We start from the raw sequence: 25,333 nt of genomic DNA, 5'->3' as shown, positions 1-25,333 counted from the left end.
TCTTCAGCGGACAATGACCTTGCAATCGAAGCTTTGTACCGGGGCGACATCTGCAGCCCATGGCTGCTGGTAGACCAATACCAGTTGGGCCTCTCCGGCACGGTTGGCCTGGTAGCGCCAGGTGGAGACGCCGGCGCTGCCGACCACATCCTCTTCTTCAGGGGCGCTGTACACTTCCGGGCCGAGGCTGCGCAGCACGTTGGCGGCAGGGTTTTCGATGCGCCAGCGATAGCCGGTGGACGGGTTGCTGGGCAGGGTCAGGGTCAGGGTCTGGCCCACCTGCAGGCGTGTCGGGCATTCGCTTTCGGCGCCCAGTTCGATGGGTTGCGTGGGTTGTTGGGCACAGGCGGAAAGCAGGGCGAAGCTCATGGGAACGAGCAGACGAGGGGCGGTCATGTTGGCTCCGGAGGCTGGCGATGGCCTGAGGATAACCGATGATCGAGGAGATTTGTGTTGCCGGCAGCGACCTCTTCGCGGTTTTACCCGCAAAGAGGCCGGAACAGCTTAGAACAGCACTTTTGCCACGTCGGCGAAGCGCTTGGCGAAATGCACCGTCAGGCCCTCACGCAAGTAGTCCGGTAGCTCTTCGAAATCACCCCGGTTGGGCTCCGGCAGGATCAGCTCGAAGATCTTCTGCCGCCGCGCCGCAATCACCTTTTCGCGCACCCCCCCGATCGGCAGTACTTGCCCGGTCAGGGTCAGCTCACCGGTCATGGCCACGCCTTTCTTCGGTGCCTGGTCACGGGCCAGCGACAGCAGGGCACTGGCCATGGTGATGCCGGCACTCGGACCATCCTTGGGGGTAGCCCCTTCGGGCACGTGCAGGTGGATGAACGCTTCGTTGAAGAAACCCGGGTCACCGCCAAACTGCTTGAGGTTGGAACTAATGTAGCTGTAGGCGATTTCGGCAGACTCCTTCATCACGTCACCCAGTTTGCCGGTGAGCTTGAAACCGCGGTTGAGGGTGTGGATGCGGGTGGCTTCGATCGGCAGCGTGGCGCCGCCCATGCTGGTCCAGGCCAGGCCGGTGATCACGCCTTTGCCAGCCAGCACCTGCTCGCTACGGAACACCGGCATGCCGAGCGCGGCTTCCAGGTCCTTGGTGCCGATCTTCAGCTTGGCCTCGGGGTCGTCCAACAGCTTGACCACCGCCTTGCGCACCAGCTTGCCCAGTTGCTTCTCCAGCTGGCGTACACCGGCCTCGCGGGCATAGCCTTCGATGACCGTGCGCAGGGCGCTGTCGCTGATGGCGAGGCTGGTCTTGGCCACACCGGCCTTGTCCAGTTGCTTGGGCCACAGGTGGCGCTTGGCAATGGCCAGCTTCTCCTCGGTGATATAGCCGGATAGGCGGATCACTTCCATGCGGTCGAGCAACGGCCCCGGGATCGAGTCTAGGGTATTGGCGGTGCACACGAACAGCACCTTGGACAGGTCCAGGCGCAGGTCGAGGTAGTGGTCGAGGAAGTCGACGTTCTGCTCCGGGTCGAGGGTTTCCAGCAGTGCCGACGCCGGGTCGCCCTGGTAGCTCTGGCCCATCTTGTCGATTTCGTCGAGCATGATGACCGGGTTCATCACTTCGACGTCCTTCAGCGCCTGCACCAGCTTGCCGGGCTGGGCGCCGATGTAGGTGCGGCGGTGGCCCTTGATCTCCGCTTCGTCGCGCATGCCGCCGACGCTGAAGCGGTAGAACGGCCGGCCCAGCGATTCGGCGATCGACTTGCCGATACTGGTCTTGCCCACCCCGGGCGGGCCCACCAGCAGTACGATCGAGCCGCTGATCTCGCCTTTCCAGGCCCCCACGGCGAGGAACTCGAGGATGCGCTCCTTGATGTCGTCGAGGCCGGCGTGGTGCTGGTCGAGGACTTTGCGCGCGTGCTTGAGGTCGAGCTTGTCCTTGCCATAGATGCCCCAGGGCAGGGCGGTGGCCCAGTCCAGGTAGTTGCGGGTGACGGCGTACTCGGGCGAGCCGGTTTCGAGGATGGCCAGCTTGCCCATCTCTTCATCGATGCGCCGGCGTGCCTGGTCCGGCAGGGTCTTGCCTTCCAGACGCTGTTCGAATTGCTCGAGGTCGGCGCTGCGGTCGTCCTTGGTCAGGCCCAGCTCCTGCTGGATGACCTTCAGCTGCTCCTTGAGGAAGAACTCGCGCTGGTGTTCGCCGATCTGCCGGTTGACCTCGGCCGAGATCTCGTTCTGCAGGCGCGCGACTTCGACTTCCTTGCGCAGCATTGGCAAGACCTTTTCCATGCGCTTGAGCATGGGTACGCAGTCGAGCACTTCCTGCAGCTGGCTACCGGTGGCCGAGGTGAGCGCGGCGGCGAAGTCGGTGAGTGGCGACGGGTCGTTGGGGCTGAAGCGGTTGAGGTAGTTCTTCAGCTCTTCGCTGTACAGCGGGTTGAGCGGCAGCAGCTCCTTGATCGCGTTGATCAGCGCCATGCCATAGGCCTTGACCTCATCGGTCGGCTCGGCGGGTTGGCGCGGGTATTCGACCTCTACCAGGTAGGGCGGGCGGTGGTGCTTGAGCCAGGTGCGGATGCGTACCCGGCTCAAGCCCTGGGCGACGAACTGCAGTTTGCCGTTCTCGCGGCTGGCATGGTGCACCTTCACCAGCGTGCCGTACTCCGGCAGGGCCGAAGTGTCGAAATGGCGGTGGTCTTCCGGCGGGGTGTCCATGAAGAACAGGGCCAGGCAATGGTCTGGCGACTTGGCCACCAGGTCGAGGGTTTCTGCCCAAGGCTCTTCATTGACGATGACCGGCAGTACCTGGGCCGGGAAGAACGGGCGATTGTGGATCGGGATCACGTAGACCTTGTCCGGCAGCTGCTGGCCGGGCAGGGCGAGGGCGTGGCCGGTTTCGGCCTGGCGAGTGGTGTGTTCGACTTCGCTGTGTTCGTCGGGATGTTCCGGGAAATCCTGCTGGTCGCTCATGGGGCACCTGCGTGAATGACTATGGTGCTTAGATGGGGCGTGAAAGAAGGGGTTTCAAGCTTCAGCGTCGCGCTTGCAGGGGCAACAAAAAAGCGGGACCGTGCAGGCCCCGCTTTCGTTCGTAGCTTGCTGCTTTGAAGCTTAGTCGGCGAGTTTGTAAGCGATGATGTAATCGCCCATGCGGGTGCCCAGCGAGCCATGGCCGCCAGCGGTCACCAGCACGTACTGCTTGCCATCCTTGCCGGTGTAGGTCATCGGCGTGGCCTGGCCACCCGCTGGCAGGCGGGCTTTCCACAATTCCTTGCCGTTGTTCACGTCATAGGCGCGCAGGTACTGGTCGAGGGTACCACTGAGGAAGCCGACGCCACCGGCGGTGACGATCGAGCCGCCCATGCTCGGCACGCCCACCGGAAGGCCGATCGGTACCGGGGTGCTGTCGCGGGTGGTGCCGTTCTTGTGCTTCCACACCACCTTGTTGGTGAACAGGTCGATGGCAGCGACATAACCCCACGCCGGGGCCTGGCACGGTACGCCCAACGGCGACATGAACGGGTGCATGATCACTGCGTAAGGGGCGCCGGTGTTCGGCTGCACGCCGCTGGTCTCGCTTTCACGCTTGCTGCCTGCGGCCACTTGCTCACGCGGGACCATCTTCGACACGAAGGCCATGTAGTTGGGCGAGGTGAACAGCAGCTGACGCACCGGGTCGACCGACACGCTGCCCCAGTTGAACACGCCGACGTTACCTGGGTAGACCAGCGACCCTTGCTCGGATGGCGGTGTGTACTGGCCTTCGTAACGCAGCTCGCGGAACTGGATGCGGCAGAGCATCTGGTCGAACGGCGTGGCGCCCCACATGGCCTGTTCGGTCAGCTCAGGGCCGAGCAGGTTGAGGTCGGAGCGGGCCTGGGTCGGCGAGGTGTGGTCGCCCTTCACCGCGCCCTGCGGGGCAGGAATTTCGCGGATCGGCACGATCGGCGTACCGTCGCGACGGTCGAGCACGTACAGGCTGCCTTGCTTGGTCGGCACGATGATCGCCGGTTTCACGCCGTCATCGGTCTTCAGGTGAACCAGGGTCGGCTGGCTACCGACGTCCATGTCCCACAGGTCGTGATGGGTGAACTGGTAGTTCCAGCGGGCCTTGCCGGTGGCCAGGTCCAGGGCGACCACGCCGGCGCTGTACTTCTCCGCGCCCGGGGTACGGTTGGCGCCCCACTGGTCCGGGGTCTGGTTGCCCAGCGGCAGGTAGATCATGCCGAGGTCTTCGTCGACGCTGGCAATCGACCACATGTTCGCCGAGTTGCGGCTGTACATCTTGCCGGGTGCCAGTGGCTTGGTGTCGTCCGGGTTGTTGCTGTCCCAGTTCCACACCAGGTGGCCATCATGCACGTCGTAGGCGCGGATCACGCCGGACGGCTCGTTGGTCGACTCGTTGTCGGTGACGTGGCCACCGATGATCACCAGGTCGCGGGTGACTGCGGCCGGCGAAGTGGAGTAGTAGCCGCCAGCGGTAAACGGGCCGATGCCGGTGGTCAGGTCGATCACGCCCTGGTTGGCAAAGCCTTCGCAGACCTTGCCGTTGTCGGCGTTGATGGCGATCAGGCGGGCGTCGGCGGTGGGCAGGTACAGGCGGCGTGGGCAGGCCTGGGCCACGGCCTGGCCGGCGTCGGAGATCTTCGGCGCAGGGCTGCCGTCGCGGCTGACATAGCGGTTTTCGTCGTAGTACGAAACGCCACGGCAGGTCATGTGGGCAAAGCCCTTGAAGGTGCCGACCGGGCTCTTCACCTGCGGGTCGTAGCGCCAGATTTCCGCGCCGGTATCCGGGTCCAGGGCCAGCAGGCGGCTGTGCGCGGTGCAGGCGTAGAGCATGCCGTTGACCTTCAGCGGGGTGTTCTGGTTGGTCAGCTCCACCGGGTCGTTTTCGGTTGGCAGGTCACCGGTGCGAATGCGCCAGGCCTCTTCCAGGCGGTAGGCGTTTTGCGGGGTGATCTGGCGCAGTGGCGAATAGCGGTCGCCATGTTCGGTGCGGCCATAGGCCTGCCATTCGCCGTCGGGCATGGCCGGTGCGGCGCTGGCCATTTCGCTGCTGTCGCGCCCCAGTTCGCCGAACACCTCACCCGGGTGGGTGAACTGGCTGGCCAGCGCGCAAGCGCCGGAAGCGACCACCGCAACGCTGAGCAGCGCGGTGTTGGCCTTGCTGGCCGGGCCGATCAGCGGGCGTCGTGCCCACGGCAGCAGCAGCACCACGCCGATGGCAAACCAGATGGCCAGGCGCGGCACCAGTTGCCACCAGTCCAGGCCCACTTCGAGCAGGGCCCACACGGTGCTGCCCAGCAGTACCAGGCCGTACAGGCCCAGGGCAATGCGGCGTTGGGCCAGCAGCAGGATGCCCGCCAAGGCAAAGCCGATACCGGCGATCAGGTAGTACAGCGAGCCGCCCAGCTGGCTCAGCTTGATGCCGCCGGCCAGCAGGGCCAGGCCCATCAGCAACAGCAACGCACCAATCAGGCGCGGTAGCCAGCGGCTTCCAGTGTTGGCACCTTCAGTGCTCATCGTAGGTTCTCCGTCAGGTCAAAAAGGGGGTTAGAAACTGCTCTGGATCTTCAGGCCGCCGACCAGTGCGTCATCGACCTGCGACACCCCGCCCGGATGGCGGATGTACTGCAGGTTGGGGCGTACCGTGAGCCAGTCGGCCAGATGGATGCCGTAGTACAGTTCGGCGCTGTACTCGGTGTCCTGTACCGGCAGGAAACCGGGGTTGTCGTAGTCATCGAGGCCGGCGGCCTGGTTGGCCAGGCGGGCGTTCTTGCGGTAGGCAGGGTTGACGTGCACGCGCGCGAGGGCGAAACCGATGTCGTCCTTGGCGCGGGCGTCGAAGGGCCCTTTGAATACCAGTCCAGCCTGCACATAGTTGTCGATGGCATTGGTCTTCTTGTCGTGAACCGTGGCATTGGCGAACAGGCTCAGGCCACGCGACTGGTCGGACGCCAGCGAAGTCACCTGCTGCTGCGCACCGAGCCACACGCCGTGCTTGCTCGAGCTGCTGCGGTAGGTGGCGCCGCTGAGCGCTGCCGGCTGGCCGTTGTTGTCCTTGAGAACATCCTGTGCCTTGGCATTACTGTAGTAGTAGCCGGCGCGATATTCCCCTTTAAGGCCATTGACCCGTGGGCTCCACACCAGTTCGATCGGCATCACCGCACCCTGGGTACCGCTGCCGCTGAGCTTGAAGCCGTTGCTCGACTCGAGGTTGGAGGGGTTCTGCTCGAACACCCCGACCTGGGCATAAAGGGCGTCGCTGAGGTTGTAGCGCACGCGCAGCGCCCACTGGCTGACCGGCCAGTTGTACCAGATGCCGCCGACCCAGTTGCCTACCTGCGAGCCGCAGAAGGCCAGGTTCTGGAAGTCGCAGGGGAAGCTGTTGAAGTCCTCGCCTTCGCCGAAACGGCCGAATTTCACGTCCAGTGCGCCGTCGAAGTACTTCTGCTTGATCCACATCTGGGTCAGCCGCCAGGTTTCGCCACGGCCCCAGACCTCCTGGGCCGAGGTGAAACCGCCGACGCGCGGGTCGTTGATGCGGTCGTTGCTGATGTTGTCGCCGTGGCGCTCGGTGATGGTCAGCTGGAATTCGCTGTCGTGCCAGCCAAGGATCTTCTCCAGGTCCAGGTGGCTGCCGAAGGTGAACTGGTCGCTGTAGCGCGCGGTGCGGTCATGATCGTAGCCACCGTGCAGGTTGCTGCCCATCTCGCCTGTGTAGCCGAGGGTGAAGGCGTAGCCTTTTTCCAGCAGTTCGCTGCGGGTGCCTCCCCAGTCGCCGAGCATCCATGGGGAATCGCTGGCGAACATTTCACTGGCGCCGGCGGGGGTCGCCAAGGCACTGAGGGCAAGGCCGATGTAACAGGTTTTGGGCAGTTGGAACATGAGATAGCGCTATCTTCTGATTATTGAATAAACGGCAAGCGCATCGAAAGGCAGGGCCCTCGATGGAAATGGCGACAGGATTGGTTAAATGAAGCGTTTCAGCTTGCGGCGCGGAGGATATAGGGGAAGTTGCAAGAAAAAAAGACAAATTGTCGCAGTGAATTGTTTTCCTATCGGTAACAATTGGCTGAAGAGGGGCTGCACAGCAGCCCCGCTATTTCAGAAGCTGGTACGCAGCCCGACTTCCACGCTACGTCCAGGTGCTGGCGCGATATCGCGCAGGATCGAGCTGGCATAGCGCACGGTCTGGTCGGTCAGGTTTTCGCCGCGTACGAACGCCAGCCACTGGCTGTTGCCGATGTCGAAGCGATAACCGACGCTCGCCCCCAGAGTGGTGTAACCATCAGTGCTGGTTTCGTCGGCCGGCTTGCGGTGCTGCGCTGCAGCATGCTGTATATCGACCCGCGCCTGCCAGCGGTCCAGCTCCCAGACCAGGCCGCTGTTCAGGCGCAGCGGGGCGATGCGTGGCAACGGCTCGCCACTGTCGAGGTTTTTCGCCCGCGTGTAGTCGCCCGATAGTTCCAGGGTGAAGCTGCCGTAACGGTTTTCCACCAGCTGCCAGCGGTCCTGGGCCTCGATGCCATAGAAGCGTGCGCGTACGCCCTGGTATTGGTATTCCGGGAAACCGTCGTGGTCATGATCGTGGTCGTGCTCATCCTCGTCATGATCGTGGTCATGCCCGCCTTCGCGAATGTTGCCGGTGCCGATCAGGCCGATATAGTTGCGGAAGTGGCTGTAGAACACCCCGACGCTACCCTTGTGGGTACCGTTGTCGAAGCGCAGTGCCAGGTCCGTGGAAATGGCCTTTTCCTTGTTCAGGCCGGCATCACCGACTTCAAAGGCACCGGTGGCCACGTGGGCGCCATTGGCATACAGCTCGTAGAAGGTCGGGGCACGCTCGGTGTAGCCAAGGCTGGCAGCCAGCGACCAGACCGGGTCGAGCTGGTACACCGCCCCTGAAGACAGGCTGAACGCGTTGAAGCTACTGGCGCTGTCTGCCTCGGCGAAGTTTTCGTTGCCCTTGCCGTCCGGGTCCACGCGGGTGTGTTCCAGGCGCGCACCCAGGCTCAGGTTCAGGCGCTCGGTAGCTTGCCACTGCTCCAGCATGAACAGCGCCAGGCTGTCGGTGTCGGTGTGCGGGACGAAGGCTTCCTCGCCCAGGGCGGAGAACTGGTTGCGGCTGAGCTGCGCCCCGACCACGCCTTCCACGGGCCCGAGCGGCTGGTGACGGGCTTCGACGCGGGCCTCATAGCCCTTGTTCCTGAAGGTGGTATGAACCTCGCCTTGTTCAATTTCCCGGTGCTCGTAATCGGTGTAGCCAGCATCGACCTTGACCGAAGTAAACGGGCCGTCCAGGTCACGCAATTCGGAAGCGAAGGCGTAATGGTCCTGCTTCATGTCCAGGCGCACGCCTGACTCGGCCACGGAGCCATAGTTGCTGTCGTAGCGGCTGTACGACAGGCCGGTGTATCCGTGTTCCCAATGGTAGGCCCCTCCCAGCGCACCACCCTCCTGGCGGCCATCGCTGTTTTCCAGGCGGTGCTTGCTGCCCGGCTCGTCAGCGTCGCGGACCTTGCCACTGCGGGCATAACCGGGGATTCGCAGGTCATTGAACTGGCGGCTGTTGGCATCCAGATGCAGGGCGAAGGCACCGTTGCCAGCCTCCAGTTTGCCGGCGCTGCTGCGAGTGGTGTCGGCGCCGCCGTAACGCAGTTCACCGGCACCATGGATGCCGTCGATGGGAGCGTCCGGAATGCGATTGTCGAACGTGTTGACCACGCCGCCGATCGCGTTACCTCCGTAGAGCAGGGCGGCCGGACCGCGAACGATCTCAACCCGGTCGACGGTGACCGGGTCCAGCGGCACGGCGTGGTCATAGGACAGCGACGAAGCATCCAGGGCGCCGACACCATTGCGCAGGATGCGAATGCGATCGCCATCCAGGCCACGGATGACCGGGCGGCTGGCGCCTGGGCCAAACCAGGTAGAGGCGACACCGGGCTGTTTGTTCAGGGTTTCGCCGAGGCTGCCGTGCTGCTGTTGCAGCAGGTCGTCGCCTTCCAGCACGGTAGTGGGAGTCGCCAGCTGGCGGTTGCCCAATGGATTGGCGGTGATGACCTGAGGTTCGAGTTCCATGGCCTGGCTCGGCGAGGCGGTCAGCCAGAGTGCGACGGCAAGGGGCGAGAGGCGAAGCGGTGTGTACAGCATGGGGATCGGGCGTTCCTTGGCAGGTGCTTATATAATGTTACAACATAACATATCAATTCCAGCACAAAGTTTGCCTGCCTGGCCAGCGGTTTCTCTGTTGATATGGCTGATCCCACCCACCGCTACACTCGTGTAAGGTGCGCATCTTTCCTACGGAGCACTGGCATGAGCACGGCCCAACACAACGCGCTGCACGGCAAGACCCTTGAGCAGATCCTCATTGAACTGGTGGCGCACTACCAATGGCAGGGCCTGGCCGAGCGCGTCGATGTGCGTTGTTTCAAGAGCAACCCGAGCATCAAGTCGAGCCTGACCTTCCTGCGCAAGACCCCCTGGGCGCGGGAAAAAGTGGAGCAGCTGTACGTGAAACTGCAGCGCAACGCCTGACATGCCACGCCGTCCCTGGCTGACCGGCATGGCCGTGCTGGGCTGGTTCGGCCTGACCGTGCAGGTGTACCTGGTGCTGCTGGCGCGTTGGCAGGAACAGGCCAGCCTGATGGGTGGCCTGATCAACGTATTCAGCTACTTCACCGTACTGACCAATACCCTGGTGGCGACGGTGCTGAGTTATGCGGCGTTTGGCCGGGAAGGGGCTGGCAAGCGCTTCTTTCTCTCGCCTTCAGTGAGTTCGGCGGTAGCCACCAGCATCGTGCTGGTGGCGCTGGCCTACAGTGTGTTACTGCGCCATCTGTGGCAACCGCAGGGCTGGCAGTGGCTGGCGGACGAGCTGCTGCATGATGTCATGCCGGTGCTGTTTGCCTTGTACTGGTGGGTCGAAACGCCCAAGGGCACGCTGCGGTTATGGCACCTGGCGGCATGGGCGCTGTACCCGATGGTGTATTTCGCCTATGCGCTGTGGCGCGGCAGCCAGATTGGCGTGTATGCCTACCCGTTCATCGACGTAGCAAGCCTGGGATATGCGCAAGTGTTGTGCAATGCCCTGGGGATGCTGGCGGGATTCTGGGGGATCGGGCTGGTGCTGCTGGGGCTGGACAGGTGGGGTACGAGACGTTTACGCGCTCAAGTGTAAGAACGGCCTCGTGTCGCGATGGGGCGCGTAGCGGCCCCTTTCGCGACACAAGGCCGCTACAGGTCTGCAGTTCCATCGGCACGCCAGTAAGCCGCGGCCTTCAGTGCATTTTCAGGTACGCCCTTTTCCAGCACCAGCGCCTTGGCCTGGCGGGTCAGGTTTTTTTCCAGCGCCACCCAGCCGTACAACCGGCCTGGCGGCAAGCTCAGGTTCTTCACCAGGGCCAGCAGGTCTTCCTGGTGCCGACGTACCCAGATCACCTCCACCTGTGCCTTGCTCGGCAGTGGCTGGCGTTCCTGTTCGTCCTCGATCTGGATGACCGCCAGCACCTGGCGACCTGCGGGCAATTCCTCCAATCGGCGGCCAATCGCCGGAATGGCGGTTTCATCGCCGATCAGCAGGTAGCTGTCGAAGATATCCGGCACCACCGTCGAAGCCCGCGGCCCGGCGATGTCCAGCGTATGCCCGGGCGCGGCCTGAGCGGCCCAGGTCGAGGCAGGGCCATCGCCGTGCAACACGAAATCGATGTCCAGTTCGTTGGCCACCAGGTCGACACGGCGGGGCGTGTACTCGCGCATGGTCGGCCGTGCGTCACCGTCCTTGCCCAGGTCACGGGCTTCGATGGCCCGCTGTTGCTCGAGCGTGTCGGCGAACAGCAGTTTGATGTGGTCATCGCTGCCGACGCTGGTAAAGCCCTGCAGCTCGGCACCGCCCAAGGTGATACGGCGCATGCGCGGGGTCAGTTCGGTAACCCGCAATACCTGCAAGCGGCGTTGGCGGATCTCGTGGTTGACGCGGTAGATGGTGTCACTCATGGGGTGTCTCCCTGACAGGCTCGGTCGGCCCGGCGGCGATGGCTTTGGCGGCATGGTTGAGCAGGTCGCGGACCCGCTCGATTTCTTCAGGCGTCCAGCGGCCACTGTGCATGTGCAGTGCATGGCGCAGATTGCCCACCGCTTCATGGATTTCTGGCGGGCGGTCGTGGCCGCGCAGGGCGCGTTTGCTGACCTCGATGCGCATGCGCACGCCGTCCAGGGCGACGGCCTGTTCGGCCAGGGCGGTGCGGCCGGCATCGGTGATGACATAAAGGCGTTTGCTGCCCTGCGCCTGGCCGCTGATCAGTTCGGCCTCTTCGAGGAAATTCAGCGTGGGGTAGATAACACCTGGGCTTGGGCTGTAGCTGCCATCGAACAGGTTTTCGATCTGGCGGATCAGGTCGTAGCCATGGCCGGGCTGCTCGGCAAGCAAAGCCAGCATCAACAGTTTGAGGTCGCCTGGGGCGAAAACGCGTGGGCCGCGTTCGCCACGGCCGGCGCGCCGCTCGAAGGGGTCATGAGGGGAATGTTCGCGCATGGGGCAAGGCTCCGTCGTTTTCGATATATCGTAAGATATTACTCAAGATATATCTAAAGACAAGCCCGTAATTGCGGATGATTATCATCTAGTTTTTTGATGCGTCCTCTGCCGGTTTGCCGGCCTGCGCCGCCATCTGTGGCGGTTTGCACTCATTCGGATTGCCCGGCTGCAAGTAAGGCATGAGGATAGGAGCCATGCCCTTGAGCACCTGCACTGGCAGCGCCGAGGTGAACGTGAAGGCTTCCGCCGAGCGCCCCGGCACGAACGCGGTCAAGGTGCCGAAGTGGTTGTCGCCCAGGTAGAACACGAAGGTGGCGGTACGGTTCAGCGAGCGTGAGCCGATCAGTCGGCCACCGGCGCCGAAGCTTTCGATGCGGTTGTCGCCGGTACCGGTCTTGCCGCCCATGACCAGCGGCGTACCGTCCTGCAGCTTGAAGCTGCCGGAAATACGCCGTGCGGTGCCCGCATCCACCACTTGCGACATGGCGCCTTTGAGTGCCCGTGCCACCTCGACCGGCAGAATCCGCACGCCGCGGTCCGGGTCGCTGACCAGCTTGGTCTCGTACGGCGTGTTGGCCGCGAAATGCAGGGTGTCGATGCGCAAGGTCGGCAGGCGCACGCCGTCGTTCTGAATGATGCCGACCAGTTCGGAGAGGGCGGCGGGGCGGTCGCCCGAGCTACCGATGGCAGTGGCCAGCGAGGGCACCAGGTGGTCGAACGGATAGCCCACACGCTTCCAGCGCTGGTGAATGTCGAGGAACGCTTCGATTTCCACCATGGTGCGAATTCGGCTGTCGCGGGCGCCCTGGTGGCGGCTCTTGAACAGCCAGCCATACACCTCCTGGCGTTCGAAGCGGCTGGCATTGACCATTTCAGTCAAGGTCGAGCTGGGGTTTTTCAGCAGGTAGCCGAGCAGCCACAGGTCCAGGGGGTGGACCTTGGCAATGTAGCCCTGGTCAGGCAAGTCATACTTGCCCGGCCCATAGGCGTCGTACATCTCCGACAGGCGGGCGTCGGTCAGTTTGCCCAGGGCGGCCTTGTCACCCTTGAGGTGGGCGCGGACAAAAGCGTTGAAGGTTTCCTGCCCGGCCTCGGGGAACAGGTAGCGATGCACCGCAGCCAGCCGTTGCGGGGTGACGCGCATGCTGTCGAGGAAGGTGTCCAGGCGTTGCTGCGAGGTCTTGCGCTGGTATTTCTTCCAGAAGCGCATCAGGTAGTTGGTGCCTTCCTTGTCGGCGAAACGGGCCAGGTATTCCTGGCGGCGCGGGTCGCTGTCGTCCTTGAGCAACGGCAGGCGGTTGTACGGCTGCTGGTAGGTCACGTAGCGCACCAGGTCGCGCATCAGGCGGATGAACGGCAGGTTGATCGATTCGCGCAACGCGTCCTTGAGGGTCGGGTTGCGGCTGTTGTCTTCCTTGCGGAAGTTGTTGAACACATGCATGCCGCCGCCAGTGAAGAAGGCTTCGCCGGTGTTGGCCGAGTACTTGCGTTCCAGCGCGGCATCGAGCATGGCGTCCAGGCTCTGGTTCTTGCTGTTCTGCGCGAGCCATTCCAGCGACCACTGGGTGATGCGGTCGAGTTCGGCGACTTCGACTTTCTTCAGCTCGGCGGCAGGTTTGCCGGCGTACTTGTCGTGCAGCTCGGCGATGATCTCCAGGTAGGTGGTGAGTACGCGCAGCTTGGCGGTGGAACCCAGCTCCAGCTTGCTGCCTTCGTTGATGTCGAAAGGCTGGTCGGTGCTGTCGGTTTGCACCCGCACCCGCGAGCCGTCAGCAGTACGCTCGAACAAGGTAAAGCTGTAGCTCACCTGGTCGGTGGTCTTGGGTGTCAGCAGGCGCTCACCGATCAGGCCCATCTGCGCGGCGAAGGCGGGGTCGGCAAGGTTTTTCAGGTACTGGCTGACCTGCACCTGCAGGTCGGCCTGCAGGGTGCTGGTGGCTGACAGATCGAGGCGGTCGAGGTCGTACAGCGGGCGGTTGAGCATGGCTGCCAGGCGGTTGCGCGCCAGGCTGATGCCCTTGTTGGTGACGATCGGCACGATGGTCGGTTGCGCCACCCAGTCGCGGTATACCGCCTTGCTGGCCAGTGCGGCGTTGGCCAGCGGCTGGTCGATGACCTGGTTGGCGGCCAGCACGCGAATGTGCGCATCGGTCAGTTCCGCCAGTTCGACCCGCCCCTTGGACAGGTAGTGCGAGGGGCGACGCTGGGCAATCATCAGTGACAGCACCTGGCGCAGGGCCAGGCCGCGCGTGGCCATGCTTTCGGGGTCGCTGGCGGTGGAGGTCAGGGCCTGGTTGACCTGGTCGAAATCAGCGCCGTACCACACCCGCAGGCCTTCGGCCATGCCGTGCACCTCGCCATGCCCAGGCACGGCCGACAGCGGCACACTGTTGAGGTAGTCACGCACGATACGCTGGCGTGCCTCGGTGGTGTCCGGGCCGCCCTGGTAAGCGCGCACGCTGGCAGAAACCATCTGGCGGATCTTTTCGGCGCCCGACACCGTCAGGCCGTCCGGTGAGTGCCGGTACTTTTCCAGCTGCGTGGCCAGGGTGCTGCCACCCGCGGACTGGCCGGGCAGGGCCAGGTACTTGGCCACCTGGCTGTAGGCCGCCTTGGCGAAGCGCGGCCAGTCCACGGCCGGGTTGTTGCGTGGGTCCTTGGTGTCGAGCAGGTCGCGGTTCTCGATGAACAGCAGGCTGTTGACCATCACTGGCGGGATCGACGCGAAGTCCGGGTACAGGTGTTGCGGGTACTTGTACTGATACAGCATGTCGCCGCGGCAGTCGGTGATCGACAGCCCGGCCTGGATCTTTTCGATGTAGGGGGCGAACAGTCCATGCTCGACATAGTTCATCAATGCCGGCGAAAACCGCACCTGCTCGCTTATCAGGTAGTCGCGCTTGAGCAGGCGCGGCAGGAATTCACCCAGGGCGCTGTAGCCCAGGCGTTTATCGAACGGACCCTCACCGGGGTAGATGATGGCATCGCTTGGGCCTGGCTGCAGCGAGTAGGTGAGGGTGGTGGCCAGCTTGCTGAATTCCCGCGATTGCAGGTTGGAGGTGCGGAACTCGTCATACGCAGCGAAACCGATGGCCACCAACGCCACCAGCAGGATGAGGATGATCAGTCGCCACCATAGCCGCCGTTGACGGGGTGACTTGGGGTGTGGCGTCTCGGCCGGAGGTAGGTCGGGTGCTTCCGTTCTGGTTGGTTCCGATTGCCACAGTGCGCCCATAGTCTTGTATCCGGCCAGGTAATTTCGTCTTGCTTGTCTGAAGCTTAGACGTTGAGTGGGGCAGGTGAAAAATTTGTAAGAAGCGGAGAAAAGTGCCATGGGGCTATGCGGCTTTGGTGTGGGTTTCTTCGTCGAGCGATGTTGCTATGGTGCCGGGGCGGTTTGCAGAGCCACTGTGTGCCCCCGGAAAACTCGCTGATTATTCCGCTATATACAGCGACAATCCCTACAACGGTCTTCCTATACTGCTTGCCCCTTCGCCCAGCCGGACGCTCTATTCCGGCACCCGGACCGGCCCACAAGGTCAGTTTGGCAAGCCAACGCCACGTCTATCGGCCTGGCCGGTGCTGCACGAAGGTCAAATCCAATAACAAAACGAGGTTGTATTGCTATGCCAGTCGGCAACCACCCTGCCCACGGCCAGGCCATTGAAGGCGGCCCGCTCAAGCGTGAACTGGGCGAACGGCACATCCGTCTGATGGCGCTGGGCGCCTGTATCGGTGTCGGTCTTTTCCTCGGTTCGGCCAAGGCCATCGAAATGGCTGGCCCAGCCATCATGCTGTCCTACATCATCGGTGGCCTGGCCATCCTGGTGATCATGCGCGCCCTTGGCGAAATGGCCGTGCACAATCCTGTTGCCGGTTCGTTCAGCCGGTATGCCCAAGACTACCTAGGCCCGCTGGCGGGTTTCCTTACCGGCTGGAACTACTGGTTCCTGTGGCTGGTGACCTGCGTTGCGGAAATTACCGCGGTAGCCATCTACATGGGCATCTGGTTCCCCGACGTACCGCGTTGGATCTGGGCCCTGGCGGCGCTGGGCAGCATGGGCGCGGTCAACCTGGTGGCGGTGAAGGCGTTCGGCGAATTCGAGTTCTGGTTCGCCCTGATCAAGATCGTCACCATCATCGCCATGGTCCTTGGCGGCATTGGCATCATTGCCTTCGGCCTGGGCAATGACGGTGTAGCGGTGGGCATCTCCAACCTGTGGAGCAACGGCGGTTTCATGCCTAATGGCGTGACTGGCGTGCTGATGTCGCTGCAGATGGTGATGTTCGCCTACCTGGGCGTGGAAATGATCGGCTTGACCGCAGGTGAAGCACGCAACCCGCAGAAGACCATTCCGCACGCTATCGGCTCGGTATTCTGGCGCATCCTGCTGTTCTACGTCGGTGCGCTGTTCGTGATCCTGTCGATCTACCCGTGGAACGAAATCGGCAGCCAGGGCAGCCCGTTCGTCATGACCTTCGAACGCCTCGGTATCAAGACCGCCGCCGGCATCATCAACTTCGTGGTGATTACCGCCGCGCTGTCCTCGTGCAACGGCGGCATCTTCAGCACCGGGCGCATGCTCTACAGCCTGGCGCAGAACGGCCAGGCCCCGGCAGCCTTCGCCCGTACCTCGAAGAACGGCGTGCCGCGCAATGCGCTGCTGCTGTCGATCGGCGCGCTGCTGCTGGGCGTGCTGGCCAATTATCTGGTGCCGGAGAAGGTCTTTGTCTGGGTCACTTCGATTGCCACCTTCGGCGCGATCTGGACCTGGGTGATGATCCTCCTCGCGCAGCTGAAGTTCCGCGCCGGCCTCAGCAGCGCCGAGCGCAAGGCACTGAAGTACCGCATGTGGCTGTGGCCGCTGAGCTCCTACCTGGCGCTGGCCTTCCTGGTGCTGGTGGTCGGCCTGATGGCGTACTTCGAAGATACCCGCGTGGCGCTGTATATCGGCCCGGCGTTCCTGGTACTGCTGACGGTGCTGTATTACACGTTGCGCCTGGCTCCGCGTGACAAGCAAGCAGCAGCCACTGTGGCCTGACAACGACGTCCCGCTCACGCAACATCGCCTGGCACGAGGGTTTGCACGCGTGCCAGGCCTGTTGATCACCCGTCTGTCCGGCGGTTTGAGCGTGCGTTGACCCGCTGCGTCAACTGGTATTTTTGTCAGTAGTGCGCCGTCCTGGCTTCATCTAAGTTGGCCTTCAGCCCAAACGTGAAGGCCTGAGCCATGGCTGCGTTTTTCAAGTACCTGCTTGTGGGCGTGTGCAACACCGCCACCCATGCAGCAGTGTTCACCAGCATGCTGGCGTTTAGCGGCGATCAGGCCGTGAGCAACCTGGTCGCCTTCACCGTGGCGCTGTCATTTTCGTTTCTGGCCAATGCCAGGTTCACCTTCCGGGTACCCCTGTCACTGTCGCGCTACCTGTGGTTCGTGGCAGGGATGGGCAGCCTCAGCGTGTCGCTGGGCTATCTCGGCGATCGTCTCGGCTGGCAGCCAATGGTTACGGTAACGCTGTTCTCTTTGCTCAGCCTGGTGCTGGGCTTCCTGTTCTCGCGGTGGGTCTTCAGGGAGAAGCGCGGATGGATATTTCGCTGATCGTACCGGTATTCAATGAGGAAAAGACGATCAGGCCGTTCTATGACGCCGTTCGCCAGGCGCTGGCCAATGAGGCCGATCAGGTCGAACTGGTTTTCATCAATGATGGCAGCCAGGATGGAACCGAACGGCAGATTCGCCAACTGATCGCGGGTGACCCTGATGTTTCACTGATCGACCTGTCACGCAACTTCGGCAAGGAAGCCGCGCTGTTCGCCGGGCTGGATCAAGCCAATGGCGATGCCGTCATTCCAATCGACGTCGACTTGCAGGACCCGATCGAGGTCATTCCACAGCTGATCGAACAATGGCGGGCAGGCTTCGATGTGGTACTTGCCAAACGCCGTGACCGCTCGTGTGCTACTTGAAGCGTTTTACCGCAGCGATTTTCTACTTCCTGCTGAACCGCATGTCGCAGATTCGCATCGAGGAAAATGTCGGTGACTTTCGCTTGCTCGACCGTAAAGTCGTGGACGTGATCCGGTCCATGCCCGAACAGCAACTGTTCATGAAGGGCGTGTTGTCCTGGCCAGGGTTCAGCACCGCAGTGGTCGAGTACGAACGTTCTTCGCGAACGCAAGGAAAGAGCCGTTTCAATGGTTGGAAACTGTGGAATCTGGCGCTGGACGGGATTACCTCGTTCAGTACCGTGCCATTGCGACTGTGGACTTATGTCGGGGGGCTAGCTGCGTTACTTGCGCTGGCCTCGGCGGCATACCAGGTGCTGGAAAAATGGCTGTTTGGCAGCCCGGTGCCGGGATACCCATCATCGATGACTGCCATTCTTTTTCTCGGCGGCGTACAACTGATCGGCATCGGCGTGTTGGGTGAGTACATCGGGCGCATCTACATGGAGTCCAAGCATCGACCGCGCTACGTCATCCGCGCCGTGGCGGGTCGCCGTAGAACGCAACAGGAGCGGCCGGTCTGCAAGGGGAATTGATATACCATTGCTTCACAGGTTCAGGGTTAGTGCAGCGCTTACCTGACACCTGGACGCTGAAAGAACAGCTCGGGGGTGGACAGGCTCGAGCCACATTGTTCCTCCAGGCAATACCGTAGGGGCTTTCTCGCCCATGTGCTGGCTGCAGTGGCCTATCGCTGGCAAGCTACCAGGGCGGTACAGCAAAAGGCGCTCACAACTTGTCTCGCAGCAATATCTGCCGCCAGCCTTGCTGTTCCTGGGCCGGCGCCTCGACCAGGAACGAATAGCGTCCGGCCACCCGCACCGCCACCGGCACCCCATCGCGATACAACAGGCGGTTGCCAGTGACCGCCGGTACCTTCGCTCCCGGCAACAACGACCCGATCAGGTTCAATGGGTCACTGGCACTCACTGCCACCAGCGCCCCGTCTCGCTCACGCCGCCGTACCTGTCGCAGCAGGCCCACCGCTTCCGGCAAGGCGAATTGTTCACCCGCCAGCCCGGCAATGAAGCGCCCGCCACGAATCTCGCCGCGCGCCTCCAGCCGGTGGTAGCAGCGCAGCAGTTCGCGCCACGGCGGCAGCACGTCACTTTCGCGCTCAAGCAGCCGCCAGCACACCACGCCATAGCGTCTCAGCAGGGCCCGGGCGATGTGTTCCAGGCGCTGGCTGTCGTCCACCGCCCCCCGGCGCAACAAGGCCCAGCGCCCGGCATGGGCCATGCTGCTGAGCAGCGGCGGGTGGCCACGGCGGCTGTTGCGGGAGATACGTTTCGCCGCCGGGGTGATCAGGCTGCGCAGGCCGGCGAAACTGTCGGCCCCCACGAGGCCGGCGCCTACCAGCTCTTGCAAGGCCGTTTCCAGTTCGCTGGGCAGCAGGTGGGCGTCGTGGGCCAGTTCGTCGAAGAACAGCGCGCCCTGTGCCTGCAGCACCTCGTGTACGCGCTGCGCCCGCGGGCCAAGGCTGTCGAGCGCGGGCACCGGGGCAAGGCTGCGCCACACATTCAGGTACTCGCGCGGTAGCAGCACCAGCGGGGTGCTGGACAAGGTACTGCTCGACACCGTGGTGGCCAGGCGGCTCCAGGCGAACTGCCCGCTGCGACAGGCATCGTCGAGCCAGTGCGGGCTGTAGTCCTGGATGCGTGCCGGCAGCAGTTCGGCCTCCCAGGCGCCGGCAGCACTCGGAAAGCCTTGTAACTGGCCCAGTACCTCGGCCACGGCTTGCGGCCCGCGCAGGCGTTGCTCAGCGGCCAGGTGCTGCCAGTCGAACAGGAAGCGCATGAAGTCCTGCAGGCTGACCGGCTCGATTTCCCGGCGCAGGCGTTTGACCGTGTAGCGGTGGATGCGCGCCAGCAAGTGGCGCTCGCACCACTGCAGTTCGCGTGCTCCTGGGCTGAAATGCCCGCGCAGTACATAACCTTCGGCTTCCAGGCGTACCAGAGCCTGTTCGATCGCCGCTAGCGGCTTGCCCAGCGGTGCGGCTATCTGTGCCTGGGTCAGCGGGCCATGGCCACTGAGTCGGGCGCGCAGCAGCTCGACCAGTGCAGTATCCGGCTCGCAGGCCTGGTCGAAGCCTGGCAGGACCGGCAGCGCAGGGTGCAGACGGGTGCCGGGATACAGCACCTGTAACAGGCTCAAGCGTTCACGCGCCAGCCACAGTCCTTCATCCACCAGGCATATTGCCCGCCCGGCATCGGCCAACTGGCGCAGCAGCATGTCCCAGCTGGCATTGCCCTTTACTTCCGTCTGGCTGATGGCCCCCAGTCCCATCAATGCTTCATGCATTTCGTCGGCATTGCCTGGCTCTGGCCAGGCTTCAGCAGCGACAGCGGCAATGGCATCGGCATCCAGCGCGCCCAGGTCGTCGCCGCTGTGCACTTCGTTCCAGCGTCGGTTGAGCACAGCCTGGGTGCGCCGTTCCTCCAGTGGCGCGTCATCCAGGAAGGCATACGGGCGGGCATTGAGGATGGCCGAAGCCAATGGCGAAGGGGCCGGCAGGTCGCGGCACAGCAGGCGTACCGTACCGCTTTCCATACGCCGCAGCAGCGCCAGCCAGCCTTCGCTGTCCATCGCTTCGTGCAGGCAGTCGTCCAAGGTTTGCTCGACCAGTGGGTGATCGGGAATCTGCCGCTCGCCGACGATATTTTCCAGGCAGGCGATCTGCTCGGGGAACACGGCCGCCACCAGGTCTTCGCTTTTAATCCGCTGGACCTGTGGCGCCACCTTGCGCCCGCCGATGAAGCGCGGCAAGGCCATGGCCACGCTGGCGTTCCAGCGCCAGCGCACGCCGAACAACGGCGCATCGAGCAAAGCCTGGACGAGGATCGGCTCGGCGCTGCGGCTGTTCAGGTAACGCCACACCTCGTCCAATTCGAAACTGTGGCTGGTGGACAGCGACAGCACGATGGCGTCCTCGCTGGCCGCTGCCTGCAACTCGAAATTGAAGGTACGGCAGAAGCGCTTGCGCAGGGCCAGGCCCCAGGCGCGGTTGATGCGGCTGCCGTAGGGGGAATGGATGATCAGCTGGGTGCCGCCGGACTCATCGAAGAAGCGCTCCATCACCAAGGTTTCCTGCGAGGGCAGGGCGCCGAGCACTTCACGGGTGCGGGCCAGGTAGTCCAGCAACTGGCTGGCGCTGTCCTGGCCCAGTTCGAAAGTTTCCTGCAACCACGCCAGCACCTCGGCCAGATTGCCGCCGGCCTGCGCCAGGTGCTGATCGATCTGCGCCTGTAGCCGCGCCACTGCGGCAGATAGTTCGTCGCTGCGCCCTGGTGCCTCGCCCAACCAGAACGGAATGGTCGGCGGCAGGCCATGTGCATCTTCCACCCGCACCCGGCCCGGTTCCACGCGCAGGATGCGATAGGAGGCATTACCCAGCTGGAAGATATCGCCGGCGATGCTCTCCACGGCAAAGTCTTCGTTGACGCTGCCGATGTTCAGCGCCTGTGGCTCGAGCAACACGGCGTAGTCGGCGTTGTCGGGGATCGTGCCGCCACTGGTCAGCGCGGTCAGCTGGCTACCCCGGCGGCCACGCAGGGTGCCGCTGACCGCGTCGCGGTGCAGGTAGGCACTACGTACGCCGTGGCGGCCGTTGTAGCCTTCGGCGAGCATGCGCAACAGGGCCTGGTAGTGTTGCAGGTCGAGTTCGGCATAGGGCGTGGCTTGGCGCAGGCAGTCGTACAGGGCCAGTTCGTGCCAAGCCTGGTTGCTGGCCTCGGCAACGATCTGCTGGGCCAGTACGTCCAGTGGCGCCCGGGGAATGTGCAGTTCATCCAGCTCGCCGCGGCGGACGCAGTCGAGCAGGGCTACGCATTCGATCAGGTCGTCGCGCGAGGTCGGGAACAGGCGCCCCTTGGGCACGCCATCGACCTGGTGGCCGGCGCGGCCGACCCGCTGCAGGAAGGCCGCGATAGAACCTGGCGAGGCAATCTGGCAGACCAGGTCGATGTCACCGATGTCGATGCCCAGTTCCAGCGACGCGGTGGCCACAAGTACCTGCAACTGGCCGTTTTTCAGGCGTTGTTCGGCGTCCAGGCGCAGTTCCTTGGCCAGGCTGCCATGGTGCGCGGCCACTGCCTCCTTGCCCAGCCGATCACTGAGGTGGCGAGTGATGCGCTCGGCCAGGCGCCGGGTATTGACGAACACCAGGGTGGTACGGTGCTCCCTTGCCAACTCGGCCAGGCGGTCGTAGACCAGGCCCCAGACATCGGTGGCCATCACTGCGCCAAGCGGAACCGGAGGCACTTCGATGGCCAGGTCGCGCTGCCGTGCATGGCCGACATCGACGATCGCGCAGGGGCGCCCGGTGCCGACCAGGAATTGTGCCACCCGCTCGACCGGGCGCTGTGTGGCCGACAGGCCGATACGCCGCAGTGGCTGCTTGCACAGGGCCTGCAGGCGTTCCAGGGTCAATGCCAGGTGAGCACCGCGCTTGTTGCTGGCCAGGGCATGGATTTCATCGACGATCACCGTGTGCACACTGGCCAGACCTTCACGGCCCGAAGCCGAACCCATCAGCACATAGAGCGATTCGGGTGTGGTTACCAGGATGTGCGGTGCCAGCTTGCGCATGGCGGCGCGTTCCTTTTGTGGTGTGTCGCCGGTGCGCACGGCCGTGGTGATGCGCGGCGCGCCAAGGCCCTGTTCGGCCAGGGCCTGGCTGATGCCTTCTAGCGGGGCCTGCAAGTTCAGGCGGATATCGTTGGACAGCGCCTTGAGCGGCGAAACATAGACCACCTGGGTTTGTGCAGGCAGCTCGCCCTGCTGCTCCAGGCCTTGGCGGAACAGTTCGTCGAGCACGGCCAGAAAGGCGCTGAGGGTCTTGCCCGAGCCGGTCGGTGCCGCCAGCAGCAGCGACTGGCCAGCTTGGATCAGCGGCCAGGCACGGGCCTGAGCGTCGGTGACCGTGGTGAAACAGCGACGGAACCAGGTGCGCACGGCAGGGTGGAACAGTTCGAGCACCGGGTGGTGTTTGGCGGGCAGGTTCATGTGATGGTTATGGAGGGGGCGGGGCAGGTTGGCAAGGGGCCGTTCGTCAGGCTGGCACAGGAAGGACTGGGCTTGTCAGGGCAGTGACCCCATGGGATCCTCCCCGGCCATTGATTCAAGTGAGCCGAGACCATGCCCAACACCATCCGCATCGCCGCCGCCCTGCTGATCGACGCCCAGGGCCGTACCTTGCTGGTGCGCAAGCGTGGTACCCAGGCGTTCATGCAGCCCGGTGGCAAGATCGATGCCGGTGAGTCGCCGGTCGAGGCGTTGGTGCGTGAGCTGCATGAGGAACTCGGCCTGCGTGTCGACCCGGCCCAGGCACTGCACCTAGGCCAATTCAGCGCCCCGGCCGCCAATGAGCCGGGCTTTCAGGTGCAGGCCGAACTGTTCCGTGTCGACTGCGTTGCAGCCGTGGCCCCGGCTGCGGAAATCGAAGAGGTGGTATGGCTGAGCGCCGAGCAGACGCCCGCCATGCACTTGGCACCCTTGACCCGCGACCTGATCCTGCCGTTGTACTACCAGGCGCTCAGCGCACCGCGCTGACGCCATCGAGGGTGGCGAACGAGGTGTCCTTGGCCGTCAACAGGAAGTCGCGCATGTACGGCGCATCCAGCATATCGGTGCGCACCGCGGCATAAAGCGTGGCGAACAGGCCTTTCTCACCCAGGCGCTTGCCCTTGACGTAGCCGCGCGAGCTGTATTCATGCAGCGCCCAGTGCGGCATGCCGCACACACCACGGCCGCTGGCCACCAGTTGCATCATCATCACCGTCAGCTCCGACGTGCGCACGGCGGCCGGCTCGATGTCGGCGGGCTCCAGGAAACGGGTGAAGATATCCAGGCGATCACGTTCTACCGGGTAGGTGATCAGCGTCTGGTCGAGCAGGTCCTGCGGCACGATATAGGGCTTGCTGGCCAGTGGATGCTGGTTGGCCACGGCCAGCATCGCCTCGTAGGTGAACAGCGGTACATAAGTGATGCCCGCCAGGTCCACCGGGTCGGAGGTCACCACCAGGTCGAGGTCACCACGGGCCAGGGCTGGCAGCGGGGCAAAGGCAAAGCCGGAGGCGAGGTCCAGTTCCACTTCCGGCCAGGCATCCCGGAACTGGTCGATGGTCGGCATCAGCCACTGGAAGCAGCTGTGGCATTCGATGGCCATGTGCAGGCGCCCGGCGGTGCCACCGGCCAGGCGGGCGATGTCACGTTCGGCGCTACGCAGCAGCGGCAGGGTGGCATCGGCCAGTTGCAGCAGGCGCAGCCCGGCGCTGGTGAAGCGGATCGGCTTGGTCTTGCGCACGAACAGCGGCATGCCCAGGCGCTCTTCCAGCTCCTTGAACTGATGCGACAGCGCCGACTGGGTCAGGTGCAGGCGCTCAGCGGCTTCCACCAGGCTGTCGGCTTCGCGCAGGGCATGAAGGGTTTTCAGGTGGCGGATCTCCAGCACAGCTGACTCCGGGGGATCAATTTGGGAAAATAGCGAATGAGTTGAGTTTCCCTCATGTTGCAGCGCCTGTCGACAGGGCGTTTGGTCACACCGTCTGGCGGGCGTCATCAAACTGTAACCGGACTGTGGCAGCGCGCCCGAACAGAATTCATCAGAATCGCGCTCTACTGGGGATCTGCATTCTGGTGTTTCTTTCATGCGGGCATTTTGGCTATTTGTTTTCTTGGTACTCAGCGCTCCTGGGAGTTTCGCCGAGCAGCGCTGTGACGCCCAGGCGCCGGTACAGCGCGCCGAACTGGGTGCGGTGAGCCTGGTCTACCAGAGCGTCGGAGCGCCGCGCGACCCTGTGCTGTTGCTGGTCATGGGCCTGGGCGGGCAGCTTATCCATTGGCCGGACGACGTGGTCGAGGCGCTATGCCGCCAGGGCTTTCGGGTGATTCGCTACGACAACCGCGATGTCGGCCTGTCGCGCTGGAACCAGCTGCCACCGTCGGCCAACCTGACGGTCGAACTGCTGCGCTACAAGTTGGGGCTGCCGGTGGCTGCGCCCTATACCCTGACCGACATGGCGGGCGACGGCCTGCGCCTGATGGACGCGCTGGGAGTGCGCCAGTTCCATGTGCTGGGGGTGAGCATGGGCGGCATGATCGCCCAGCACCTGGCGGCCATGGCGCCAGGGCGTGTGCGCAGCCTGACGCTGGTCATGTCCAGTTCAGGGGCGGCGGGTTTGCCGGCGCCGGCCCCGGCGCTGGTGCAGCTGCTGGCCCGGCGCAGCGCAGCGAACCGCGAAGTGGCCATCGAGCAACAGGCCGACCTGCTGGCCGCGCTGGGCAGCCCCGAGGTGCCGGACGACCGTGCCGCCTTGCTGCAGCAGGCGGCGGTGGCCTACGACCGCGCGTTCAACCCCGACGGGGCCAAGCGCCAGATCATGGCGATACTGGCCGAGCCGAGCCGGGTCGAGCTGCTTGACCAGTTGCGGGTGCCGGCCCTGGTGGTCCATGGCACGGCCGACCCGTTGCTGCCGGTGATGCACGGCGTGCACCTGGCGGCGCATATCCAGGGCAGCCAGCTGCGCTTGATACCGGGCTTGGCGCATCGCTTCCAGGAGCCGTTCAAGGCGCCGCTGCTGGGGGCGGTGTTGCCGTACCTGGAGGCGCACCGGCAGGATGTCACGCATATCGCCGGGCTGTGAATTTCCATCCTTCAAGGCTGTGCGATCCCAGTAGGAGCGGCCTTGTGTCGCGAAAGGGCCGCAAAGCGGCCCCGGCAACATTCGCGGCGAAGCTGAAACCGGGGGCCGCTACGCGCCCCATCGCGACACAGGGCCGCTCCTACAAGGGCCGCGTCAGCCGTCCTGCCTCGGTGCGCAGCACTACCA

General features: G+C 63.9%; 16 protein-coding genes and 1 pseudogene. 7 read left to right on the top strand and 10 right to left on the bottom strand.

The window, feature by feature from the left end; translation table 11 throughout:
• Positions 1-3 precede the first annotated feature (3 nt).
• The 5 genes from JKP78_RS13430 to JKP78_RS13410 all read right to left on the bottom strand — a co-directional run bounded on the left by JKP78_RS13430 (position 4) and on the right by JKP78_RS13410 (position 9,111).
• Positions 4-396, bottom strand: coding sequence for a protease inhibitor I42 family protein (locus JKP78_RS13430; RefSeq protein ID WP_186685156.1), 393 nt, complete (start codon positions 394-396; stop codon positions 4-6).
• A 108-nt stretch (positions 397-504) separates the two neighbouring features.
• Positions 505-2,925 (bottom strand): endopeptidase La, encoded by a 2,421-nt coding sequence (lon, locus tag JKP78_RS13425; protein WP_186685154.1) that lies wholly within the window; start codon positions 2,923-2,925, stop codon positions 505-507.
• 141 nt (positions 2,926-3,066) lie between these two features.
• The gene (locus JKP78_RS13420; RefSeq protein ID WP_186685153.1) at positions 3,067-5,478 is read right to left on the bottom strand and encodes a glucose/quinate/shikimate family membrane-bound PQQ-dependent dehydrogenase; all 2,412 of its coding nucleotides are present in this window, start codon (positions 5,476-5,478) and stop codon (positions 3,067-3,069) included.
• 30 nt (positions 5,479-5,508) lie between these two features.
• Positions 5,509-6,843, bottom strand: coding sequence for a carbohydrate porin (locus JKP78_RS13415; protein ID WP_200626799.1), 1,335 nt, complete (start codon positions 6,841-6,843; stop codon positions 5,509-5,511).
• 219 nt (positions 6,844-7,062) lie between these two features.
• The gene (locus JKP78_RS13410; protein ID WP_200626798.1) at positions 7,063-9,111 is read right to left on the bottom strand and encodes a TonB-dependent receptor; all 2,049 of its coding nucleotides are present in this window, start codon (positions 9,109-9,111) and stop codon (positions 7,063-7,065) included.
• A gap of 165 nt (positions 9,112-9,276) precedes the next feature.
• Here JKP78_RS13410 and JKP78_RS13405 point away from each other — a divergent pair, with 165 nt between their 5' ends.
• Together JKP78_RS13405 and JKP78_RS13400 are read left to right on the top strand one after the other, a co-directional pair.
• On the top strand, positions 9,277-9,498 hold the full coding sequence (locus JKP78_RS13405; protein ID WP_200626797.1) for a VF530 family DNA-binding protein: 222 nt from the start codon (positions 9,277-9,279) through the stop codon (positions 9,496-9,498).
• A 1-nt stretch (position 9,499) separates the two neighbouring features.
• Entirely contained in the window at positions 9,500-10,141 is a 642-nt protein-coding gene (locus tag JKP78_RS13400; RefSeq protein WP_200626796.1) for a Pr6Pr family membrane protein, read from the top strand.
• 56 nt (positions 10,142-10,197) lie between these two features.
• On the opposite strand, the gene JKP78_RS13395 is transcribed toward JKP78_RS13400, so the two are convergent.
• The 3 genes from JKP78_RS13395 to JKP78_RS13385 form a co-directional block, all read right to left on the bottom strand.
• A complete protein-coding gene (locus tag JKP78_RS13395; RefSeq protein ID WP_200626795.1) occupies positions 10,198-10,956 on the bottom strand; it encodes a siderophore-interacting protein in 759 nt (252 codons plus the stop codon).
• Positions 10,949-11,494, bottom strand: coding sequence for a PadR family transcriptional regulator (locus JKP78_RS13390; protein WP_186685148.1), 546 nt, complete (start codon positions 11,492-11,494; stop codon positions 10,949-10,951). Before JKP78_RS13390 ends, JKP78_RS13395 begins: the two co-directional genes overlap by 8 nt.
• An 88-nt stretch (positions 11,495-11,582) precedes the next feature.
• Positions 11,583-14,732: a transglycosylase domain-containing protein gene (locus JKP78_RS13385; protein ID WP_186685147.1), complete on the bottom strand. Its 3,150-nt coding sequence runs from the start codon at positions 14,730-14,732 to the stop codon at positions 11,583-11,585.
• 391 nt (positions 14,733-15,123) lie between these two features.
• Here JKP78_RS13385 and JKP78_RS13380 point away from each other — a divergent pair, with 391 nt between their 5' ends.
• From JKP78_RS13380 to JKP78_RS13370, 3 genes and pseudogenes are all read left to right on the top strand, one after another.
• Positions 15,124-16,539, top strand: a complete 1,416-nt coding sequence (locus tag JKP78_RS13380; RefSeq protein WP_186685145.1) for an amino acid permease — start codon at positions 15,124-15,126, stop codon at positions 16,537-16,539.
• A gap of 189 nt (positions 16,540-16,728) precedes the next feature.
• Positions 16,729-17,097 carry a GtrA family protein gene (locus tag JKP78_RS13375; protein WP_200626794.1) on the top strand — a complete coding sequence of 123 codons (369 nt, stop codon included), beginning with the start codon at positions 16,729-16,731 and terminating at the stop codon, positions 17,095-17,097.
• Positions 17,082-18,040, top strand: a pseudogene (locus JKP78_RS13370) (glycosyltransferase family 2 protein). The gene JKP78_RS13375 and the pseudogene JKP78_RS13370 overlap by 16 nt, the downstream one beginning before the upstream one ends.
• Positions 18,041-18,233: 193 nt before the next feature.
• On the opposite strand, the gene JKP78_RS13365 reads toward JKP78_RS13370, so the two are convergent.
• Positions 18,234-22,508: a DEAD/DEAH box helicase gene (locus JKP78_RS13365; protein ID WP_186685141.1), complete on the bottom strand. Its 4,275-nt coding sequence runs from the start codon at positions 22,506-22,508 to the stop codon at positions 18,234-18,236.
• A 132-nt stretch (positions 22,509-22,640) separates the two neighbouring features.
• Between JKP78_RS13365 and JKP78_RS13360 the strand changes: the two genes are divergently transcribed.
• Positions 22,641-23,054 carry an NUDIX hydrolase gene (locus JKP78_RS13360; protein ID WP_186685139.1) on the top strand — a complete coding sequence of 138 codons (414 nt, stop codon included), beginning with the start codon at positions 22,641-22,643 and terminating at the stop codon, positions 23,052-23,054.
• Here the strand turns inward: JKP78_RS13360 and metR are convergent.
• Entirely contained in the window at positions 23,038-23,955 is a 918-nt protein-coding gene (gene metR, locus JKP78_RS13355; RefSeq protein WP_170031974.1) for a transcriptional regulator MetR, read from the bottom strand. The genes JKP78_RS13360 and metR overlap by 17 nt on opposite strands.
• Positions 23,956-24,151: 196 nt before the next feature.
• Here metR and JKP78_RS13350 point away from each other — a divergent pair, with 196 nt between their 5' ends.
• On the top strand, positions 24,152-25,147 hold the full coding sequence (locus tag JKP78_RS13350) for an alpha/beta fold hydrolase (protein ID WP_186685137.1): 996 nt from the start codon (positions 24,152-24,154) through the stop codon (positions 25,145-25,147).
• The last annotated feature ends 186 nt before the right edge of the window (positions 25,148-25,333 follow it).

This window comes from Pseudomonas sp. LAM2023 (assembly GCF_016620375.1).
Classification (GTDB): Bacteria; Pseudomonadota; Gammaproteobacteria; order Pseudomonadales; family Pseudomonadaceae; genus Aquipseudomonas; species Aquipseudomonas anuradhapurensis.
Note: the sequence above shows the minus strand (reverse complement) of the source record. Positions and strands in the feature narration are given on the sequence as shown.

Bases quoted from the DNA above. Each gene is read 5' to 3' on its own strand.
- JKP78_RS13430 (WP_186685156.1), bottom strand. From the start codon at position 396: ATGACCGCCCCTCGTCTGCTCGTTCCCATGAGCTTCGCCCTGCTTTCC.
- lon (WP_186685154.1), bottom strand. From the start codon at position 2,925: ATGAGCGACCAGCAGGATTTCCCGGAACATCCCGACGAACACAGCGAA.
- JKP78_RS13420 (WP_186685153.1), bottom strand. From the start codon at position 5,478: ATGAGCACTGAAGGTGCCAACACTGGAAGCCGCTGGCTACCGCGCCTG.
- JKP78_RS13415 (WP_200626799.1), bottom strand. From the start codon at position 6,843: ATGTTCCAACTGCCCAAAACCTGTTACATCGGCCTTGCCCTCAGTGCC.
- JKP78_RS13410 (WP_200626798.1), bottom strand. From the start codon at position 9,111: ATGCTGTACACACCGCTTCGCCTCTCGCCCCTTGCCGTCGCACTCTGG.
- JKP78_RS13405 (WP_200626797.1), top strand. From the start codon at position 9,277: ATGAGCACGGCCCAACACAACGCGCTGCACGGCAAGACCCTTGAGCAG.
- JKP78_RS13400 (WP_200626796.1), top strand. From the start codon at position 9,500: ATGCCACGCCGTCCCTGGCTGACCGGCATGGCCGTGCTGGGCTGGTTC.
- JKP78_RS13395 (WP_200626795.1), bottom strand. From the start codon at position 10,956: ATGAGTGACACCATCTACCGCGTCAACCACGAGATCCGCCAACGCCGC.
- JKP78_RS13390 (WP_186685148.1), bottom strand. From the start codon at position 11,494: ATGCGCGAACATTCCCCTCATGACCCCTTCGAGCGGCGCGCCGGCCGT.
- JKP78_RS13385 (WP_186685147.1), bottom strand. From the start codon at position 14,732: ATGGGCGCACTGTGGCAATCGGAACCAACCAGAACGGAAGCACCCGAC.
- JKP78_RS13380 (WP_186685145.1), top strand. From the start codon at position 15,124: ATGCCAGTCGGCAACCACCCTGCCCACGGCCAGGCCATTGAAGGCGGC.
- JKP78_RS13375 (WP_200626794.1), top strand. From the start codon at position 16,729: ATGGCTGCGTTTTTCAAGTACCTGCTTGTGGGCGTGTGCAACACCGCC.
- JKP78_RS13365 (WP_186685141.1), bottom strand. From the start codon at position 22,508: ATGAACCTGCCCGCCAAACACCACCCGGTGCTCGAACTGTTCCACCCT.
- JKP78_RS13360 (WP_186685139.1), top strand. From the start codon at position 22,641: ATGCCCAACACCATCCGCATCGCCGCCGCCCTGCTGATCGACGCCCAG.
- JKP78_RS13350 (WP_186685137.1), top strand. From the start codon at position 24,152: ATGCGGGCATTTTGGCTATTTGTTTTCTTGGTACTCAGCGCTCCTGGG.